Origin of the sequence: Kineosporia succinea (assembly GCF_030811555.1) — a bacterium.
Classification (GTDB): domain Bacteria; phylum Actinomycetota; class Actinomycetes; order Actinomycetales; family Kineosporiaceae; genus Kineosporia; species Kineosporia succinea.
Genome location: NZ_JAUSQZ010000001.1, coordinates 7,528,263 through 7,546,776 on the forward strand (window position 1 = coordinate 7,528,263; position 18,514 = coordinate 7,546,776).

Genomic DNA, 18,514 nt, shown 5'->3' on the forward strand with positions numbered 1-18,514 from the left:
GACTCAGGACAGGCGAGGACCACATGCCCACTCCCCCTCTCACGGTCGTCAAGCCCGGCGACGAGCGCTATGCCCGGCTGACCACCAGTTTCAACGCCCGCTGGAGCGGGACGCCCGACTACGTGCTGCTGCCCGCGAGCGCGGAGGAGGCCGTGGCCGCGGTGCAGCACGTCGTCGACAACGGCGACCGCTTCGCGGTGCACAGCAGCGGCGCCTGTTACGAGGACCTGCTCACCCATGCGGGAGTCCGGGCCTGCGTCAGTACCTCGGCGCTGACCTCGGTCGAGTACGACCCGCACCGTTCCGCGTTCGCCGTCGGGCCGGGGGTGTCCACGGCGGAGCTGTACCGCCGGCTGTACGAGGGCTGGCGGGTCACGGTGCCGGCCGGGGTGGGGCCGCCGGTGGCGCTGGCCGGGCAGATGACCAACGCCGGTTACGGGCCGTTGTCCCGGCAGCTCGGGCAGCTCGTCGACTATCTGGAGGCGGTCGAGGTGGTCGTCGTGGACGCCGACGGCCGGGCCCGGCGGGTTGTCGCGGGCCGGGGCGACGACGACCCCAACCGTGACCTGTGGTGGGCCCACACCGGGGGCGGTGGCGGCACTTTCGGCCTGGTGACGAAGTTCTGGCTGCGTTCGCCCGGGGCCCGGGGAAGCGACCCGGCCGATCAGCTGCCGCGGGCTCCTGAGCACTTGATCGTCTCGGAGGTGGCCTGGTCGTGGCACGGTCTGAGCGAGCGGTCGTTCAGCCGCCTGCTGCACAACTTCAGCGCCTGGCACGTCGCCAACAGTGCCGCGGGCTCACCGCAGGTGCGGCTCTTCAGCGCGCTCAAGCCCCGGCACGTCTCGGCCGGTGAGTTCCTGATGTCGACCGAGCTCGACGCGGCGACACCCGGCGCGCAGGAGCTGCTCGACTCGTTCCTGGCCGCGGTGGCCGAGGGCACCGGTCTGGTGCCCCGGGTCGAGCGGCACGAGACGGTGGGCTGGCTCGAGCACGTGACGGCCTGGGCCGGTCTCGGCGGTGACGGCTGGGAGGGCAAGGGGCGTTTCAAGGGCAAGGGGGCGTACCTGCGCACCGCCTTTCCCGACGAGCAGCTGCGGGCGATGTACCACCACCTGAGCGACCCGGCGTTCGGCAACCCGGCGACCATGGTCGAGATCGGCGGTTACGGCGGGGCCGTCAACACCGTCGGGGCGTCGGAGACGGCCGCGCCGCAGCGTGATTCGGTGATGAAGCTGCTCTACCTGACGATGTGGGCCGACGAGGCCGACGACGAGGCGCACCTGGCCTGGCTGCGCCGCTGGTACGCGGACGTCTACGCCCCGACCGGCGGGGTGCCGGGTGCCGGCGGGGCCATCATCAACTACATCGACACCGACGTGCTGAACCCGGATCTCAACACCTCCGGCATCCCCTGGCACGACGTGTATTTCGGCAGTGCCTATCCGAGGCTGCAGGCGGTCAAGGCGACCTGGGACCCCCGCAACGTCTTCACCCACGAACTCGCCGTCCGCCCGCCCGCCTGACCACCCGTCCGTCCTCACCACCCGGAGGAGTCCCATGTCCACCGCGCAGCAGATCGACTACCTCGGCGAGACCTACGGCCGGGCCCGGGCCCAGCTCGGCGGCACCCTGCCGGCCGGGCTCGACGGCTTCATGGAGCGCTGGTTCGCCGCCGTCAACGCGCACGACATCGACGCCCAGCTGGCCCTGTGCACCGACGACGTGTATGTCGAAGACCCGGCCATGCAGGGTCGTTTCACCCGGGGCCAGGCCGAGTTCCGGCGTTTCGCCGAGATCACCTACACCGCGTTCCCGGACATGCGCTTCACCGAGATCGGGGCGCCCTACCTCGCGCTGGACGGCGACAGCCTGGGGGTGCGCTGGCGCGGAACGGCCACGATGCTCGGCGACATCTCGGGCTGGCCGCCGGAGAGCCCGGGCCCGACGGTCGCGGCCACCGGCCGGGGCTTCGACCTCGAGGGGTACGACATCTACCGGTTCACGGGCGGGCGGATCTCCACCTGGCTGATCCGCTACGACAACCTGGAGATGACCGGCCAGCTGGGGCTCCGCCCACCGCAGTGACCGCGTGACACACGACGGCCGGGCCCCGATCAGGAGCCCGGCCGTTGCGCGTTCGTCAGCCCCGCATCGCCTTGTGCAGCAACGCGACCAGGGTCTCGCGCTCGTCGTCGGTGAGGTTCGCGGCGGCCGACCGGGGGAACCCGAAGGAGTCCTCGAAGGCCCCGTAGAGGTCGTCGCCGCCCGGCGTGCGCACGATCTGCCGCGAGCGCCGGTCTTCGGGGTGGGGCTCGCGGCGCACCAGGTCGCGGGCCTCGAGGCGCACCACGATCTGGGTGATGTTGGAGGCGTCGCACCGCAGTTCCTCGGCGAGTTCGCCCATGCTGCGGCGGGTCTCGACCCGCCCGAGCACGCAGGCGTGGGCGGTGCTGAGGTCGTGCTCGCCGGCCGCGGCCTCCCACGCCTGGTTGTACGCGTCGACGAACTCGAACATCGCCTGCTCGAGGTCGGTCGCGGCGTTCGCGGGTACGGAGGGCACTGCCATGAGGGCGATTCTAGGCCAGATATTTGAGCCGCTCAAGATTTCCGAAGTGCTTGAGCCGCTCAAGGAAGCGTGCCACCATATCCATGAGTCAATCAAGTAGTTACCGTTCAGTTACATATCTCTCAGCGAGGAGACCGTCGTGAGCGAGCTGTTCGAACCGGTGATCGCAGGCCGCCTTGCCCTGCCGTCCCGCCTGGTGATGGCCCCGATGACGCGCAACCGGGCCACTCCCGACGGCGTGGTCACCCCGATGACCGCCGAGTACTACGCCCAGCGGGCGAGCGCCGGCCTGATCGTGAGCGAGAGCATCCAGCCCAGCGTCATGGGCCAGGGCTACATCCTGACCCCCGGGCTGCACAGCCCGGTCCAGGTCGCGGCGTGGCGCACGGTCACCGACGCCGTTCACGACAAGGGCGGGCGCATCGTCGCCCAGCTCACGCACTGCGGGCGCATCGGGCATCCTTCGCTCTACCCGAACGGCGAGCTGCCCATCGCCCCCTCGGCGGTGGTCTCCGGCGAGCAGATGATCAGCTTCGAGGGCCCGGTCGACCACCCTCAGCCGCGCGAGATGACCTCCGAAGACATCAACGCCACGATCGAGGAGTACACCACCGCCGCCCGTAATGCCCTGGAGGCCGGGTTCGACGGCATCGAGGTGCACGCCGGCAACGGCTTCCTGCTGCACCAGTTCCTGGCCGACAACACCAACCTGCGCACCGACGAGTACGGCGGCTCCGTCGCCAACCGCATCCGCTTCGTCGTCGAGGTGGTGCGCGCGGTCGCCGCGGTGGCCGGCGCCGACCGCGTCGGTATCCGGGTCGCCGCGGGCAGCCCGTACAACAGCATCGTCGAGGCCGACCCCGCGCCGGTCTACACGGCCCTGTTCGAAGAGCTGGCCGCCATCGGCATCGCCTACGTGCACGTCATCGAGATGGGCACCCGCGAGCTGACCCGTCAGCTGCGCGCCGCCTGGCCGGGCACACTCATCCTCAACCCGCACGAGACCATGGAGGTCTTCCCGGCCACCCCCGAGGTGGCGCACCAGGCGCTCGACGCCGGTGTCGCCGACGCGGTGTCGCTGGGCGCGGCCTGGCTGGCCAACCCCGACCTCGACGAGCGCATCAAGAACGGCGGCCCGTACAACACGCCCGACCCGGCCACCTTCTACGGCGGCACGCACGTGGGCTACACCGACTACCCCACCCTGCAGTACGCCCGCTGACCTCGAACCACCTGCGCACGAGGCTTGTTCGGCCATCGGCCGGGCAGGCCTCGTCCGTGCGGGCGCCCACGTGCCCGTCCGGAGTCCGGAGATCCCCCGTCCGAAGACAGCAGGAGGCACGTTGCCCCGAGACACCGTCCTTGCGAACGACTCCCGCTACCGGGGGCTGATCAGCGGCGCGAACACCCGCTGGGTCGGGTCCCCGGACTTCGTGCGTCTGGTCGCCTCCGCCGAAGAGGTCGAGGAGGCCGTGCAGGACGCGGTCGACCGGGGCCTGAGATTCACCGTGCGCAGCGGCGGCCACTGCGACGAGAACTTCACCACCACCGGTGACATCCAGGTCGTCATCAACCTGGCCGCCCTCGACTCGGTGCACTACGACGAAGAGCGCCGGGCCTTCGCCGTCGAACCCGGGGCCTCGCTCGGCCGGGTCTACGAGACGCTCTACCGCGGCTGGGGAGTCACCCTCCCGGGGGGAACCTGCCCCACGGTCGGGGCCGGTGGTCACATCGTCGGCGGCGGCTACGGCGCCCTCTCACGGCTGCACGGTCTCACCGTCGACCACCTCGAGGCGGTCGAGGTGGTGGTGGTCGACGAGAACGGCCGGTGCCGCCGGGTCGTGGCCGGGCGTGATCCCGACGACCCCCACCACGACCTGTGGTGGGCGCACACCGGCGCCGGGGGCGGCACCTTCGGGGTCGTCACCAAGTACTGGCTGCGCACTCCCGGCACCGCCTCCGCGCCCCCGCACCAGCAGCTGCCCGCGCCGCCGCAGCAGGTCATCGTTTCCGACGTCGCCTGGTCGTGGGACGACCTGACCGAGGCCACGTTCACCGCTCTGGTGCGCAATTTCAGCGCCTGGCACGAGGCCAACTCGGCGCCCGGCTCCCCCGGCGCCGGTCTCTACAGCCAGCTCAAGACCCAGCACCGCAGCGCCGGGTCGTTCCGCATGAGCACCCAGGTCGACGCCGGGCTGCCCGGGGCGAACGAGAAGCTCGACGCGTTCCTGGCGGCGGTCAACGAGGGCACCGGCCTGACCTACACGGTCAACGACCGCAGCGTCCTGCCGTGGTTCTACACCGTGCGCGAGTGGTTCGGGTTCGTCGAGCCGTCCCTGCCCCGCTGGAAGGCGAAGTCCTCGTACCTGCGCCGAGCCGTGCCGGACGACCAGCTCGCCGCCATGTACCGCCAGCTCACCCGCGACGACTACGACAACCCGTTCTCGATGATCGCCCTGGTCTCCTACGGCGGCCGCATCAACGCGGTCGGGGCGAGCGAGACCGCGGTGGCCCAGCGCGACTCGGTGGTGAAGCTGCTCTTCGTCACCCTCTGGACCGACCCGACGCACGACGAGCGGCACGACCGCTGGATCCGGGAGTGCTACGCCGACGTGTACGCCTCCTCCGGAGGGGTCCCGGCGCCCAACGACGTCACCGACGGCTGCTTCATCAACTACGCCGACGCCGACGTGGCCGACCCGGCCCTCAATCGATCCGGCACCGCCTGGCACGAGCTGTATTTCAAGCACAACTACGCCCGCCTGCAAGAGGTCAAGAAGCGCTGGGACCCCCGCGGTGAGTTCCGCCACGCGCTGTCCGTGCGCCCAGCACTTGCCCCTGCCCCCACCCCGGAGGACCGCCCGACATGACCAGAACCGTGTTCGTCACCGGAGCCCGGGGCAAGACCGGGCGCGAGGTGATGGCCCAGCTCGCCGGCCGCCCCGGCGTCACCGTGCGCGGTGGCACGTCCCGCGAGAAGCACCAGAACCACCCCACCACCGTCGCTTTCGACTGGCGCGACGAGTCGACCTGGCCGAAGGCCCTCGACGGGGCCGACGCCGTCTACATCGGGCGCCCCGACGTCGAGGACTCCCCCGAGCTGATCACCCGGCTGCTGGCCACGGCGCCGGGGGTGCACGTCGTGCTCGTCTCCGAGCAGGGCGCCGAGAAGGTCGGTCCCGAGGGCTGGGTCAGCCGGGTCGAGTCCGCGGTCACCACCGGCGCCGACAGCTGGACCGTGCTGCGCCCGTCCTGGTTCCAGCAGGTCTTCACCGATCCGCGCTACTTCCTCGAGGCGATCCGCCGCGAGTGCACGATCAGCCTGCCCACCGAGGGCGCGCCCATCGCCTGGGTCGACACCCGCGACATCGCCGCCGTCGCGGTCGAGGCGCTCCTCGACCCGGCGGGTCACCACGGCCGCGCCCACACCGTCACCGGCCCGCAGGCCGTCACCACCGCGCAGATCGCGGCCGCCGTCTCCGCCGCCACCGGCACCACGGTCACCGCCGTCACCCCGCCGCTGGCCGAGTCGCTGGCCGGGGCCCCGGCCTGGCTGGCCGACGTGGTGGGCGGCATGTTCGGGCGGGTGCACGACGGAACCTTCGCCCAGGTCAGCGATTGCGTCGAGACCGTCACGGGGCAGCCGCCGCGTTCGGTCGGGGCGTTCGTCGACGAGCACGCCGCCCAGTGGCGGGCCTGAACCGCCGCGCCCCGGAAGGACTTCGATGAGAGCGCTCGTTCACCATCAGACCGGCAAGCACCGGCTGCGCCTGCACACGGCGCCCGACCCGCAGCCCACGGCCTCGCAGGCGCTCGTGCGGGTCAGCGCGTTCTCGTTCAACTTCGGGGAGATCGCCTTCCGCACACCCGACCTGCCCGACGGCACGATCCCCGGGTGGGACGCGGCGGGCGTGGTGGTCACGCCCGCCGCCGACGGTTCCGGTCCGGCCGCGGGGACGCGGGTGGTCACGTTCGGATGGTCCGGGGCCTGGGCGCAGAGCCGGGCGGTCGACACCTCGGAGCTCGCGGTCGTGCCGGAGTCGGTGGATCTGGGCGCCACGGCGGCGCTTCCGGTCGCGGGTATCACCGCCCTGCAGGCGGTGCGGCGGCTCGGGTCGATCCTGGGGCGGCGGGTGCTGGTCACCGGGGCCTCCGGCGGGGTCGGCCGGTTCGCGGTGCAGCTGGCGAGCCTGGCCGGGGCCGAGGTCGTGGCCTCCGTCGGGTCGCCCGCACGCGGGCAGGGCCTGGCCGAGCTCGGCGCGGCCGAGATCGTCATCGGGCCGCAGGCTCTCACGGGCCGGGTGCACGGTGTGGTCGACAACGTCGGGGGCCGGCAGCTGGCCGACGCCTACCAGCGCCTGGCCTCGGGCGGCATCGTCTCGGCGGTGGGCATGGCCTCGAAGGAGCCGACCACGATCGACTTCGAGGAGGCCCGCATCGGGCACGACCGGGGCCGCATCGAGACGTTCAACATCTCGCTGCCGCTCGGCGAAGACCTGCAGTACCTGGTGCGTCTGGCCGAGCAGGGCCGGCTGCGGATCCCGGTGGGCTGGCGCGGCGGCTGGGATTCCTACGAAGACGCCGTCACCCAGCTGCTCGACCGCAAGGTGCAGGGCAAGGCCGTGCTCGACATCCCCGAGAACCTCGACACCCCCGAGAACCTCGACATCCCCGGGCACTGAGCAGCGGCGCTGAGGGCGGGATCGTCCCGCCCTCAGCGCTGTTTCAGGCTGTCAGCTTCAGCAGGCGCCGAAGATCGCTACGGCGGCTGCTGATCTCGGCCTCGTCGGCCTCCTCGGCCGAGGGCAGGAGCATCGCCACCTCGCTCCAGGAGCGGTAGCGCACGAACTGCAGCAGCTGGTCGAGCGCGGCGTCCGAGAGCGGGTCGACGGTGATCGTGCTGGCGTGCGGATTGCCCCCGCTCCACGCGGGCCGCCGTTCGAGCAGTTCCGGCCGGCCCGCCCCGACCAGCACGAGCGGCATGGATCCCGAGACCCCGCACAGCTTCTCGACGAAGTCGAGCGCGGCGTCGGGCAGCCGGTGCAGGTCGTCGATCAGTATGACCAGCGGGTGCTCACCGGGCAGGGACGCGAGCAGCGTGCTCCAGTGGGCCAGCATCTGCGCCGGCGAGCCGGGCTCCTCCAGCACGGCGCTCAGCCGCGACGCCGCCTCCGTGTCCCACGGCGTGCGGTGCCCGTCGATACCCGCGGAGGGCTGCCAGCTGACCAGATGGGCGGCGGTGTGCGGGCGGTTGGCGATGCGGCGCCCGAACTCGGTCAGCAGCCTCGACTTGCCGCTGCCCGGCTCCCCCAGAACCGTGACCAGGTGCGGCCGTCGCCGGTGCCCGGCGCGTTCCAGGATGCCGGTCAGCATGCCCAGTTCGCACTCGCGGTCGATCAGGGGCAGGAAGTGCCCCTGCCTCAGCTCACCGGCCACTCCCTTGACCACGAAACTCGCCGGGTCGCCGGGCTGGTGGGCGTACACGAAGGCCGGACCGGCGGCCCGGCGGGTGTCCGGGCAGACCACGATCTCCCCGTCGGGTGCGGCGCCCAGCAGATCCTGGCAGTGATCGACCGGCCGGCCGCGCACGGTGAGCAGGCCGTCGCCGTCGCGACCGCGCCGCAGCAGGGCCTCACCGGTCGCCACCACGATCTGCGTCTGCAGCCCCGGCCCGTCCGGAACCCCCAGCTGCTCGCGGATCTCGACGGCCGCCCGGATCGCCCGGGCCGCGTGGTCACCGTCGGCCGCCTCGAAGACCGCGGTGCACATCGAGCCGAACGTCAGCACCGAGACCCCCTCGTACGAGGGGACCGTCTTGCGCACCAGGGTGCAGGCCTGGTCGAGGATCTCGTCGATGTGCTCCAGCGGGGGGCCGGCGACGGCCCGGCAGCGCACGAGCAGGAAACTCACCGGCTGCTTGCCCTCCCGGGGCGTGGCCGGCTCCGGTGTGAGAACCACCGGGGCGGCAGGGGGCGGGGTCTGACTCAGCGAGGGATCGTGATTCAGGATCGCCTGCTGCAGCAACTGCACCTCCCGGCCCGGATCGAGCCCCCGCCGGGCCACCAGGGCGTTGCGCATGCGGGTGTAGACGTCGAGGGCCTCGGCGTGCCGGCCGCTGCGGTACAGCGCGAGCATCAGCTGCGCACAGGCCCGTTCGCGCAGCGGCTCGCTCTCGACCATGTTCTCGAGCTCGCGCAGCACCTCGTACTGACGACCGCAGAGCATGGCCGCCTCGAAGTAGTCTTCCTGGGCGTCGAGCCGGGCGTTCTCCACCCGCGTCAGCTCGGGCCAGCTGATGCCGGTCTCCACCATGTCGGCCAGCAGCGGACCCCGCCAGATGCCCAGGGCCTCGCGCAACGTGGTGAGCGCCGCGTCGGTGCGGCCCTGGGCCAGCTGGGCCCGGCCCTCGTCGGCCAGCCGCAGGAACAGGTGCAGATCAACGTCTTCCGGGTCGACCACCAGCATGTACCCCGGTGGACGGGTGATGAGCACGGCCTCGCCCCGGGCCCGGTCGTCGTGGGCCAGCGCCCCGCGCAGGCCCCAGACCGCGTTCTGCAGGATGTTGCGCGCCGAGGCCGGGGCCTCGTCGTCGGGCCACAGCGCCCCGATCAGCCGGCTGGTCGCGACCACCTGATTGGCGCACAGCAGCAGCATGCTCAGCGTGGCCCGTTGCTTGGCGCCCCCCAGCGCGACGGGAGACTCGCCGTCCCAGGCCTCGAGATTTCCCAGCATCCGAAATCGCATCACGTCTCTCCCCCCAAGAGTGAATCGACGACGCTGTCGAGGGCCCGTCCGGGCCCGGCCGGGCCCTCACCGCTCGCCGGTGACCGGAGGACCCGCAGGAGGGAATGCACCCCAATATCCCAGAGTGTTCCCATGGTCACCATAAGTCATGGACCCGGGCACGTCTTCACACCTTCGGGCACCTGCTGCCCGGTCCACTGACCGTCAGGTAGCCCTTAAAGTTCTCCCGGCCGGTTCGCCACCACGTCTCCCGATCGTCCGAACACCTTGATACACAAGGATTCACAGACTTTCCTCAGGTCAGGAACAGCACCACGGCCACGACCGTCGCGAACACCACGATGATCCAGCGCAGCAGCTCCGACGGCAGCTTGCGGGCGAGCCGGGCACCCACGTAACCACCGATCACGGTGGCCGGGGCCAGCACCGCCACGGCCACCCAGTCGACGGGGCCGAAGATGCTGTAGACGAGCACCGTGGTCGTGCCCACGACGGCCGCGAAGACGTTGCGCAGCGCGTTGATCCGGCGCAGCGGCTCGTCGAGCACCAGTGAGAGCCCGGCGATCGCGAGCACGCCCATGGCCGCGTTGAAGTAGCCGCCGTACAGCCCGCACAGGAAGAACACGACCTGGAGCAGGACGGCCGTCCGGCGCGGCGAGTTGTCCTTCGGGTGCCCGGCGAGCGACCGCAGCCTCTTCTGGAACGCCATCATCCCGGCGGCGGCCAGCAGCAGGAACGGCACCACGACCTCGAACGCCTCGTGGGGCGTGAACAGGAGCAGCGAGCTGCCGCACAGGACCCCGACGACGATCGTCGGGATCACCGACAGGATCCGCCGCTTCTGGCCCACCAGATCGGGACGACCCGCCACGGCGCTGGAGGCGTAACCCGGCGCGACCGACAGGGCGTTGCTGACGTTGGCCGACACCCCGGGCAACCCGATCGCCACCAGGAGCGGGAAGGTGATCAGCGAGCCACCGCCGGCGATCGCGTTCACCCCGCCCGCCAGCAGACCACCACCGAAGAGGGCGAACGCCTCCCACACCTGCATCGAGGCACACGCCTTCCACGAACCGTCGGGGGCTCGCCAGAGTACTTGGCCTAGGGTCGGGTCCGTGACGACACCGCCCGAGGGCTACGAACTTCGCGAGGGCCCTCCCCCGATCGATCAGTACCTGGGCCTGCGCGAGCGCTCCGGCCTGAGCCCGAGGACCCGCGAGCAGGCCGAGGCGGGCATCGACGGCGCCTGGTACGCGGTGCACGTCGTGCACACCGCCACCGGCGAGGCCACGGCGATGGGACGGGTGCTCGGTGACGGCGGCTGGTACTTCCACATCATCGACATGGCGGTGCTGCCCGAGCACCAGCGGCGCGGGCTGGGCAACGTGGTCCTCACGGCGCTGCTCGAGCGCATTCAGCGAGTGGCGCCGCCGGGGGCCTACATCAACCTGCTGGCTGACGAACCGGGGCGGGTGCTGTACCGGCGGCACGGCTTCGTCGACAGCGCACCGGTCTCGGTCGGGATGGTTCAGGTTCAGGCCTGAGTGCGCCGTCAGGCCTGAGTGCGACGACCCTGATCGCCGGCCGGATCGGGCAGCGGTAGCCGTCCGACCTCGTGCGGCCACTTCGGCGCTCTACACCGACGACGGCCGGATCCTGACCTCGGCAGGCGCCGCGTCGGGAATCGACCTGTGTCTGCACATGATTCGCAAGGACCACGGTGCGGCCGTCGCGAACGACGTGGCCCGCGGCACCGTGGTACCCCCGCACCGCGACGGGGGCCAGGCTCAGTACGTCCGGCGCCCCGTGCCCGACCCGCAGATCTCCGGCACCGGCCGAGCACGCACATGGGCCCTCGACAACCTCCACCGGCCCATCACCCTGCGCGATCTCGCCTTTCAGGAGTCCACGAGCACCCGAACATTCACCCGGAGGTTCCGCGAGGAACTCGGAACGTCGCCCGCACAGTGGCTCATCCGGCAGCGGGTCGAGCGCGCCTGCGCCCTGCTCGAGCAGAGCGACCTCTCGGTCGACGACGTCGCGGCGGCGGCGGGCTTCGGATCCACCGCCTCCCTGCGTCTGCACCTGAACACTGAGCTGGGCGTGTCCCCCAGTTCCTACCGAGCCACCTTCCGGGGGCGGCCCGGGACGCATCAGGAGGTCAGCTCGGAACGGGCGGCCGCGGGCCGGTGATCGAGGAGGCCGTCGCTCTCGGCGTCCGGTCACCTGGAGAATCACTCACGCAGAGCGAGTCCCGCCGCGAAGGCCTTCACCTGCGGCTCGCCCCAGGTCAGAACGGGAGGGACCTGGATGAGGACGCTGATGCGCCCCTTGAGGCGGTAGGTGTAAACGGGAGACGCGGGCTTGAGCCGGACGAGTCGCGGCACGGGTGAAGCATCGTCGTCGGTCATGATCAGGCTGACGACCAGCGACCCGGAGCCGGCCTCGCCCGACGAGATGACGACCTTCTTGCCCTCGGCCCTCCGGGACGTCCACCCCTCAGGAACCAGAGCGACGGAGAGAGCGAGATGATCGTCCTGGCTCTGATTCTCGACCAGCGGGACGGGTCCGGTCGGCGAGGGCGCGATCGGTGGGCGAACGGCGGGATTGACGAGGGACGGCGCCGGGGCGACCACGGCGACGGCCGTTCCCCCGGCCGTCAGCAGGAGCCCGGCGGCAACGCCGATACGGACCGCCCGGCGCCGCCGGCGCAGTCGTCTGCCGTCGCGCATGATCCTCGCGATGGTGTCGGTGTCGAAGGACCGCGTCTGGCTCTGGTCGGCCAGGGCGTGGTGCAGGTCGTTCATGACCATCCTTCCGTCACTGCCTCGGGGGCGACCCGTAATTTGGCCAGGGCGCGCGAATTCGTGCTCTTGACGGTGCCGAGGCTGACCCTGAGGTGGGAGGCGGTCTGGGCCTCGCTGAGGTCGAAGTAGTGCCGCAGCATGACCACGGCCCGTTCCTGCGGTGAGAGCGTGGCCAGCAGCGAGATCACCCACCTCCGGTCGGTGACCTGGTGCGCCGGGTCGGGGGCGGTGACGGCGTCGGGCAGGTCGGCGAAGGCGTCCTCGCGGATGGGCCGGCGCCAACGGTCGCGCAGCAGATTGAGCAGGACGGTACGCGCGTAGGCGTGAGCACCCTCGCGCCGGACCTTGGGCCAGACCGCGTACGTGCGCACCAGGGTCGCCTGGGCCAGCTCCTCCGCGTCGAGCTGATCGCCGGTGATCAGGTATGCGGCCCGGACGAGCCAGGCCGAGCCGGACCGGGCGAACTCCACGAACTCCTCGTCGCCGCGCGCCATACCGTCCTCTGCCCGTTCCCCGCCGGCCCGGTGCCGGCCCCTTCCTGTACGTGCGGGGCCGCCGAAAGGTTGAGGCGCACCGGGCCCAACTTCCGCGCGTGGTTCCCCGTCTGCTCCCGTGCCACCGCGCGCCCCTCCCCCGGGGTGCGCCCGAATGACGGGAGACCAGCGTGCGTGCCCCCTTCGCCGTGTTCGTCGCCACCGGAGTGCTGGCCCTGAGCGCCTGTTCACCGGCGCACCAGCGAGCCCCGGTCCCCCCGGCGGCCGTGGCCGTCGCCGACGCCCCGGCACCGAGGCCCACACCGCGACCGACGAGGGCGATCACCTACGAGCACACCGGGCCCGGGACATGGCTCACCGCCCGCGGCCGTTCCCGGGTCGCGGGTTCGGGCGGGCCTGTACTGCGCTACCACGTCGCCGTCGAGCGCGGCATCACCGGCGTGAGCGCGAAGGCCTTCGCCGCGGACGTGGTGGCCATCCTGTCCGACGACCGCAGCTGGACCGGCGCCGGTGACGTGCGCCTGCAGCGGGTCGGGCCGGACCGGGCCGCCGACTTCACCATCCGCCTGACCACCCCGGGCACGCGGAACGAGCTGTGCGGAAGCGAGAACGGATACACCTCCTGCCGCATCGGGGACGACGTGGTGATCAACGTCGCCCGGTGGGCCCACGGCGCCGAGGCCTCCACGGCATCGCTGAAGGACTACCGGACCTACATGATCAACCACGAGACCGGCCACCGCCTCGGTCACGGCCACGACCGCTGCCCCGGCAGAGGCCGACTCGCACCGGTGATGCAGCAGCAGACCCTCGGCCTGCACGGCTGCCGCCCCAACAGCTGGCCCCGGGCCGGAGGCCACGTCTACGACGGTCCGGCCGGGGAATACGACGACGTCATCCCGACCGAGCGCAGTGGGCGCCCGGCGGGGTGACCGCGCCCCCGGGACACGACCGCCCCGCCGCCCGAGAGCGCCGGGATCGACCGCGCACCGTCGGCCCTCCCGGCCGGCACCCACGTGGTGCACCGCCCCGGCGAACTCGTCGCGGTCGCCGACAGCCATGACACCGAGATCGGGCGTGCCGCGGTTCACGCCGGGCCGGAGCACGCCGCTACCGCCGAACGATCCCCTCGATCACGGTCCGCTCACATCAGCACCCCGGGCCTGGTTGAGCCGGGCCCAGAGCCGCCGGGCCTGCTGCTCGTGCCGGGCCGCCTCCGGTTCCCGACCGAGACGATGCAGGGCCCGGCCGAGACCGGCCTGGGCCAGAGCCTGCTGCTCGATGTCGACGACCGCGCTCTCGCGGGCCCCCTCATCGGCGCGGGAGAACTCCGCGACAGCCGCGTCCGGATCACCGACCGCGAGTGCCACGTGCCCGAGTCCGATGTGCACGGACAGCTCTCCCGAGCGGTGTCCGGCCCCGGTGAGCAGGGGCAGGGCCCGGCGGTAGGCGGTCTCGGCGCTCGCGTGGTCACCGCGTTCCAGGTGCAGGTCGCCCAGGTACTGCAGTGCACAGCCCTCGGTGCTGACGAAGCGCTCGCGGCGGGCCAGGTCGAGGGCCTGCTCGAGACGGGTGGCAGCCGCGTCGAGCCGGCCGAGGCGGAGCTCGGTACCGCCGAGGTTGCACAGGCCCACGGCCTGCAGCCACCGGTCACCGTGATGACGGGCCAGGGTCAGGGCCTCGCGCAGGTTCTCGGCCGCCTCCTGGTACCGGCCCAGGCCGTACTCGGCGCCCGCCAGGGTGTGCAGCGTGCGGATCGTGGCCGGCCCGTCGCCGAGGCGGCGCCGGGCGGCGAGCACCGTCACCAGGTCGTACCGGGCCTGCTGCGCGTGGCCGACGCGGATCTGGGCGAGCGCGCGGTGCGAGAGCACCGTGAGCAGCCCGGCCTCGTCGCCGTCGTGGCGGTAGATGCGCTCGGCGCGGTTCAGATGGGCCAGTGCCTCGGGGAAGCCGGAGCGGCGTAGCTCGGTCATGGCCAGCTGGAGCAGGGCGGCGGCCTGCCGTGTGCGGTCTGCGTTCTCGGCGGCACGGGTGTGGATGCTCAGCGCCTCCTTCACGAAACCGCGCATGCCCAGGTAGCGGTGCAGCACGACGCTGAGGTCGGATGCGTAGTCGGGGCGATCGTGGGTGGACGCGGGGAGTTCGGCAGTGGCCACGAGGCCGGCCAGTTCGGTGTCGGTCCAGGCACCGGGCCGAGCCTCGGCCCCGGCCGCGTCCCCCGAGCCGGGCTCCAGACGGCTCACATCGACGGACGCGGTGGTCAGACAGTGGTCGAGGAGCCGGTCGAGCGCCTGGCGACGGTCGGCGCGGCGATCCTCGTCGACCCCCGCGGCGGCGGCATAGGTGCGGATCAGGTGGTGGAACGAGAACCGGCCGGCGGGGTCACGGCGCAGCAGGTGCTGGTCGGTCAGATCGTTCAGCAGCGCGGTGGTGACGGCGGGTTCCTGCCCGCCCAGCGCCACGGCGGCAGCGGTGTCGAACGAGGGCCCCGGGTGCAGCGCGAGCGCACGCAGCAGGCGCCGTCCCGCGGGGGGCAGATTGCGGTAGGAGACTTCGAGGGGCAGGGCGATACCGGGCTCGAAACGACCCGTCCGGCAACGCTCGTCGAGGCGGTCGGCCTGCTCGCTGAGCGTCCACCCGGGCCGGGCGCGCATCCGGCCGGCGGCCAGGGCCAGGGCCAGCGGGAGATGCCCGCAGCGCCGCGCGATCCGATCCATGACCAGAGGGTCGGCGGCCTCGAGCCCCAGCGCCTCCCGCAGGTACGCCCGGGACTCGGCCGGCGTGAACGGGTCCACCTCCACGTTCACCGTGCCCGGCAGCGTCAGGGTACGCCGGCTGGTCACCAGCACGACGCCCCCGGAAGCAGCCGGCAGGAACGGCGCCACCTGCTCCTCGTGCGCCGCGTCGTCGAGCACCAGCAGCAGACGGCGCCCCACGATCCGCCTGCGGTACAACGCATCACGGTCCGCCCGGCGCACCGGGACCTGTGCTCCCGGTACACCCAGCAACCGCAGCAGGCCGTCCAGCACCGCCGCCGGGTCCGCCGGGGCCTGTGACTCGTGGAAGCCGCGCAGATCCACGAACATCGCCTCGTCCACGACCCCGTCGTCGAGCAGCAGACGGGCCAGCCGCAGCGCCAGGCGGGTCTTGCCGACCCCGGCCATCCCCTGCATCGTCAGCGAGAACGGCGCGGCCGAACGCCTCCACCGGTCCAGGACCTCCGTGCGCCCGGTGAAAGTGCCGCTCTCCTCGGGCAGCCCGGGCCGCACCCGGGCCTGGTGCGCGGCGTCCGCCGTGCCGGCCAGGATCTTCAGCGCCTGCCGCCACTGGTTCACGTATCCCGGGTCGGGATGCAGCGCGGCGACGACCGAGGCCAGCAGTTCGGGGTCGACCCGGCGGCGCCCGGCCCGGAAGCAGTCGACCACCGTCGAGCGCCCGACCCGCTCCGACGCGGGCCGGGCCTCGTTCACGCGACCGGCGATCACGTCGTACGAGGGAGCACCGGCCCACACCTTGAGATGCCGCAACTGCGCGGCGATCTCGTCGAGCGAACAGGCCCGGCCGGGATCGGGGAGCCCGGCCACCGGGGATTCCAACGGGAGCACTCACAGTCGGTAGGACGGCCTGGTTGACCCCGGCAACCTAGCAACTCCGCCATCGTTGCAAAGCCGTCCCGACGCGTCCCTCATCAGGTGTTCGAAGCCCCTGAGACGAAGGACGCGCGTGGTGCACGCGGTGCCCGGCACCGGTGAGGTGCTCACCGGCACCGGGCCTGGAACTGCCCGTTCACACTCTCCCGCGAGGGCCGGACCCGCAGAACGTCAGCGGGTGAGCGCGAAGACGATCCGCCCCAGCGTGTTCTGGGTGCCGGTGAAACCCTCACTCGGGGCGTAGGCGTCCGGACCGAAGTCCAGGTCGGTGTCGTCGGCCGTGCCGCCGACCCCGTCCGGGCCGACACCGAACTTGGTGTCGTAGTGCGCGCCGCCGGAGTCCTCGATGTTCGGCCGGTCGTCGGAGTTGTCGGTGTGCCGGTTACCGAAGAAGTGCCCCGCCTCGTGCGCCACCACGTTCCCGATGGCCTGCCCGAGGAACGCGATCTTGTCGCTGTCGGCCGTCAGGTACGTGTTCAGCGAGGCGGCCGGGCCGGCCGGGGCGCTGTACCGGTCCTGCATGACCAGGGCCGTCTCCTGCGTGGCGAAGTTCCCCGGATCGATGCTCTGTGCGATCCCGATCGTGGCCAGACCCGCCTCGGCCTGGGTACCGCCCACGATCACCCGCGAGACGTTCTTGCCACCCCACAGGTCCGGGCTGTCCTTGCTGTTCACGATCTTCAGCCGGAAGTTCCGGTTCAGGCCGCTGGCGGCCAGGTCGTGCTCCAGGTTCTCGGTGGCGCTCGCGGTGATCGCGTCGATGAGCGCGGGCTCGTCGTCGGCCGTCAGGCCCCACCCACCCAGGAACGAGGAGAACGGTGACAGCTGGGCCTTCTCGAACCCGTCGCCCGCACCCAGGTCACCCCACACCGCCGCGGTGTTCACCTCGGCGCCGTCGAAATCGAGGAACAGCGTCTGCGTCGGCGGGGAGTTCTCCAGCTCGGGGCGGTAGGCTTCCACCTGGAGGTCGTAATCCCCGCTGCCCCGGGTGACGGCCACGTAGTGCCATCCGGTCGTGGTCGCGACGTGCTCGGCCGAGGCATTGCCACCGGAGGGCAGGGGCGAGTCGTCCGGATGCAGCTCGCCCGTGTCCTGGCCCGAGCCCTGCACGAGCTGGGGAAGCGTGTCGTAGACCGAGATCCAGCCCGCCGAGCCGCTCACCGAGGCGCCCAGCACGTCACCCGCCCGCAACGGCACGGCGTACACGTCGGTGTCGGTGACGGCCGCCGTGATGGTCACGTCGTAGTCACCCGTGGTCACGGCGCCGTCGCCGCTGGCCGGGTCCAGCGGATCGGCCGGCAGGTTCCCGGACGAGGCGATGAGCACGGAGTAGGTGACGTCGTTCTCGGCCGGCACCGAGAGCTGGCTGTCGAGGCCCTGGGCGTCGTCGTCGTTCGATGCCACGACCGCACCGGCCTGGGTGTAGACGACCGCGACCGAGTCGAGGCCACTGCCCTCGGGGGTGTCGACGTCGACGGTGAGGGTCTGCCCGGCCTTGACGTCGACGCGGTAGAAGTCGAAGTCGCCGGTGGACGCGTGCGGGCCGTCACCGATGGTGGCCGAGACCTTCACGCTCCTGGTGCCACCACCGATGCCGGTGTCCCCGGCCAGGGTGATGGAGCCGTCGTCCTCGGCCGTGGCCGGGCGCCCGGCGGGTTCCGCCGGTTCATTGCTGAGCGAGCCGGCGATCCGGACCGCCGAGTCGAAACCCGTGATGCGCTGCGCCGAGGCCGGGGTCTCGTTCGCGCCGTGGCGGTCTGCGGCCTCGCCCTCGGTGACCGTGCGGGTGCCGCTGAGACGGCGTTGCCGCTGGTCGCTCTGGGCCCGCAGGTAGTTCGCCCAGCCCGCGTAGTCGACCTCGCTCTCGTCCTCCACGGTGGCCAGATAGGGATTGACGCCCTTGGGCCGGGTGCCGAACGCGGCCTTGGGCGCCACCGAGAGCCCAGCGTCCAGGGCCACCTGCTCGGCCCGGGTGACCTCCGGCTCGTCGATGGCTCCGTGGGCGGGGCTGCTCAGCGGAGCGGCCAGAAGAGCGGCGACCACGGCTGTCACACCGAGGGCCGCCTGGGGCGTGACCTTCACGAAAGTCCTTCCGTCGGAGCCCGGCGCACCCGCGCCGGGCTCCGACGATGCTGTCCGGCCCCCGGCTCGCGATCCAGGAATCCGCACGAATCCGAACGCCGGATCCCGAACGGCCACCGTGCACCACCTCAGGCGCAGACCGATGAGGTGGGCCCGGGCGTCCGTGCCCCG

The 18,514-nt window shown here is 71.9% G+C and carries 15 protein-coding genes and 1 pseudogene; 9 read left to right on the top strand and 7 right to left on the bottom strand.

Annotation, left to right across the window (positions count from 1 at the left end; genetic code table 11):
* Positions 1-23: 23 nt before the first annotated feature.
* Together J2S57_RS33120 and J2S57_RS33125 are read left to right on the top strand one after the other, a co-directional pair.
* Positions 24-1,523 carry an FAD-binding oxidoreductase gene (locus tag J2S57_RS33120; RefSeq protein WP_307250137.1) on the top strand — a complete coding sequence of 500 codons (1,500 nt, stop codon included), beginning with the start codon at positions 24-26 and terminating at the stop codon, positions 1,521-1,523.
* Between the two features lie 34 nt (positions 1,524-1,557).
* Positions 1,558-2,085, top strand: a complete 528-nt coding sequence (locus tag J2S57_RS33125; protein WP_307250139.1) for an ester cyclase — start codon at positions 1,558-1,560, stop codon at positions 2,083-2,085.
* Positions 2,086-2,140: 55 nt separating this feature from the next.
* Here the strand turns inward: J2S57_RS33125 and J2S57_RS33130 are convergent, their stop codons facing one another.
* Entirely contained in the window at positions 2,141-2,566 is a 426-nt protein-coding gene (locus tag J2S57_RS33130) for a MarR family winged helix-turn-helix transcriptional regulator (protein WP_307250141.1), read from the bottom strand.
* A 139-nt stretch (positions 2,567-2,705) separates the two neighbouring features.
* Between J2S57_RS33130 and J2S57_RS33135 the strand changes: the two genes are divergently transcribed.
* From J2S57_RS33135 to J2S57_RS33150, 4 genes are all read left to right on the top strand, one after another.
* Entirely contained in the window at positions 2,706-3,788 is a 1,083-nt protein-coding gene (locus tag J2S57_RS33135) for an alkene reductase (protein WP_307250143.1), read from the top strand.
* A gap of 121 nt (positions 3,789-3,909) precedes the next feature.
* Positions 3,910-5,436, top strand: coding sequence for an FAD-binding oxidoreductase (locus tag J2S57_RS33140; protein WP_307250146.1), 1,527 nt, complete (start codon positions 3,910-3,912; stop codon positions 5,434-5,436).
* Positions 5,433-6,266: an NmrA family NAD(P)-binding protein gene (locus tag J2S57_RS33145; protein WP_307250148.1), complete on the top strand. Its 834-nt coding sequence runs from the start codon at positions 5,433-5,435 to the stop codon at positions 6,264-6,266. Before J2S57_RS33140 ends, J2S57_RS33145 begins: the two co-directional genes overlap by 4 nt.
* A 25-nt stretch (positions 6,267-6,291) precedes the next feature.
* A complete protein-coding gene (locus tag J2S57_RS33150; protein WP_307250150.1) occupies positions 6,292-7,248 on the top strand; it encodes a zinc-binding dehydrogenase in 957 nt (318 codons plus the stop codon).
* 43 nt (positions 7,249-7,291) lie between these two features.
* Here the strand turns inward: J2S57_RS33150 and J2S57_RS33155 are convergent, their stop codons facing one another.
* Together J2S57_RS33155 and J2S57_RS33160 are read right to left on the bottom strand one after the other, a co-directional pair.
* Positions 7,292-9,310: an ATP-binding protein gene (locus J2S57_RS33155; protein WP_307250152.1), complete on the bottom strand. Its 2,019-nt coding sequence runs from the start codon at positions 9,308-9,310 to the stop codon at positions 7,292-7,294.
* A gap of 295 nt (positions 9,311-9,605) precedes the next feature.
* Complete coding sequence (locus J2S57_RS33160; RefSeq protein WP_307250154.1) at positions 9,606-10,361, bottom strand: sulfite exporter TauE/SafE family protein; 756 nt, start codon at positions 10,359-10,361, stop codon at positions 9,606-9,608.
* A gap of 64 nt (positions 10,362-10,425) precedes the next feature.
* Between J2S57_RS33160 and J2S57_RS33165 the strand changes: the two genes are divergently transcribed.
* Positions 10,426-10,854, top strand: a complete 429-nt coding sequence (locus J2S57_RS33165; protein WP_307250157.1) for a GNAT family N-acetyltransferase — start codon at positions 10,426-10,428, stop codon at positions 10,852-10,854.
* Between the two features lie 85 nt (positions 10,855-10,939).
* Positions 10,940-11,503, top strand: a pseudogene (locus tag J2S57_RS33170) (GlxA family transcriptional regulator); the annotation flags it as partial.
* Positions 11,504-11,544: 41 nt separating this feature from the next.
* Here J2S57_RS33170 and J2S57_RS33175 read toward each other — a convergent pair.
* Together J2S57_RS33175 and J2S57_RS33180 are read right to left on the bottom strand one after the other, a co-directional pair.
* On the bottom strand, positions 11,545-12,117 hold the full coding sequence (locus tag J2S57_RS33175; protein WP_307250160.1) for a hypothetical protein: 573 nt from the start codon (positions 12,115-12,117) through the stop codon (positions 11,545-11,547).
* A complete protein-coding gene (locus tag J2S57_RS33180; RefSeq protein WP_307250163.1) occupies positions 12,114-12,611 on the bottom strand; it encodes a SigE family RNA polymerase sigma factor in 498 nt (165 codons plus the stop codon). Before J2S57_RS33180 ends, J2S57_RS33175 begins: the two co-directional genes overlap by 4 nt.
* 170 nt (positions 12,612-12,781) lie before the next feature.
* Here J2S57_RS33180 and J2S57_RS33185 point away from each other — a divergent pair, with 170 nt between their 5' ends.
* Positions 12,782-13,543 (top strand): DUF3152 domain-containing protein, encoded by a 762-nt coding sequence (locus J2S57_RS33185; RefSeq protein ID WP_307250165.1) that lies wholly within the window; start codon positions 12,782-12,784, stop codon positions 13,541-13,543.
* A gap of 201 nt (positions 13,544-13,744) precedes the next feature.
* On the opposite strand, the gene J2S57_RS33190 is transcribed toward J2S57_RS33185, so the two are convergent.
* Together J2S57_RS33190 and J2S57_RS33195 are read right to left on the bottom strand one after the other, a co-directional pair.
* Positions 13,745-16,216 carry a tetratricopeptide repeat protein gene (locus J2S57_RS33190; protein WP_307250167.1) on the bottom strand — a complete coding sequence of 824 codons (2,472 nt, stop codon included), beginning with the start codon at positions 16,214-16,216 and terminating at the stop codon, positions 13,745-13,747.
* A 216-nt stretch (positions 16,217-16,432) separates the two neighbouring features.
* Entirely contained in the window at positions 16,433-18,343 is a 1,911-nt protein-coding gene (locus J2S57_RS33195; protein WP_307250169.1) for a PPC domain-containing protein, read from the bottom strand.
* Between the last annotated feature and the right edge of the window lie 171 nt (positions 18,344-18,514).

What these genes read in the sequence shown, in the direction of transcription:
- J2S57_RS33145 (WP_307250148.1), top strand. Translation starts at nt 5,433, where the DNA reads ATGACCAGAACCGTGTTCGTCACCGGAGCCCGGGGCAAGACCGGGCGC.
- J2S57_RS33125 (WP_307250139.1), top strand. Translation starts at nt 1,558, where the DNA reads ATGTCCACCGCGCAGCAGATCGACTACCTCGGCGAGACCTACGGCCGG.
- J2S57_RS33120 (WP_307250137.1), top strand. Translation starts at nt 24, where the DNA reads ATGCCCACTCCCCCTCTCACGGTCGTCAAGCCCGGCGACGAGCGCTAT.
- J2S57_RS33175 (WP_307250160.1), bottom strand. Translation starts at nt 12,117, where the DNA reads ATGAACGACCTGCACCACGCCCTGGCCGACCAGAGCCAGACGCGGTCC.
- J2S57_RS33130 (WP_307250141.1), bottom strand. Translation starts at nt 2,566, where the DNA reads ATGGCAGTGCCCTCCGTACCCGCGAACGCCGCGACCGACCTCGAGCAG.
- J2S57_RS33155 (WP_307250152.1), bottom strand. Translation starts at nt 9,310, where the DNA reads ATGCGATTTCGGATGCTGGGAAATCTCGAGGCCTGGGACGGCGAGTCT.
- J2S57_RS33180 (WP_307250163.1), bottom strand. Translation starts at nt 12,611, where the DNA reads ATGGCGCGCGGCGACGAGGAGTTCGTGGAGTTCGCCCGGTCCGGCTCG.
- J2S57_RS33150 (WP_307250150.1), top strand. Translation starts at nt 6,292, where the DNA reads ATGAGAGCGCTCGTTCACCATCAGACCGGCAAGCACCGGCTGCGCCTG.
- J2S57_RS33160 (WP_307250154.1), bottom strand. Translation starts at nt 10,361, where the DNA reads ATGCAGGTGTGGGAGGCGTTCGCCCTCTTCGGTGGTGGTCTGCTGGCG.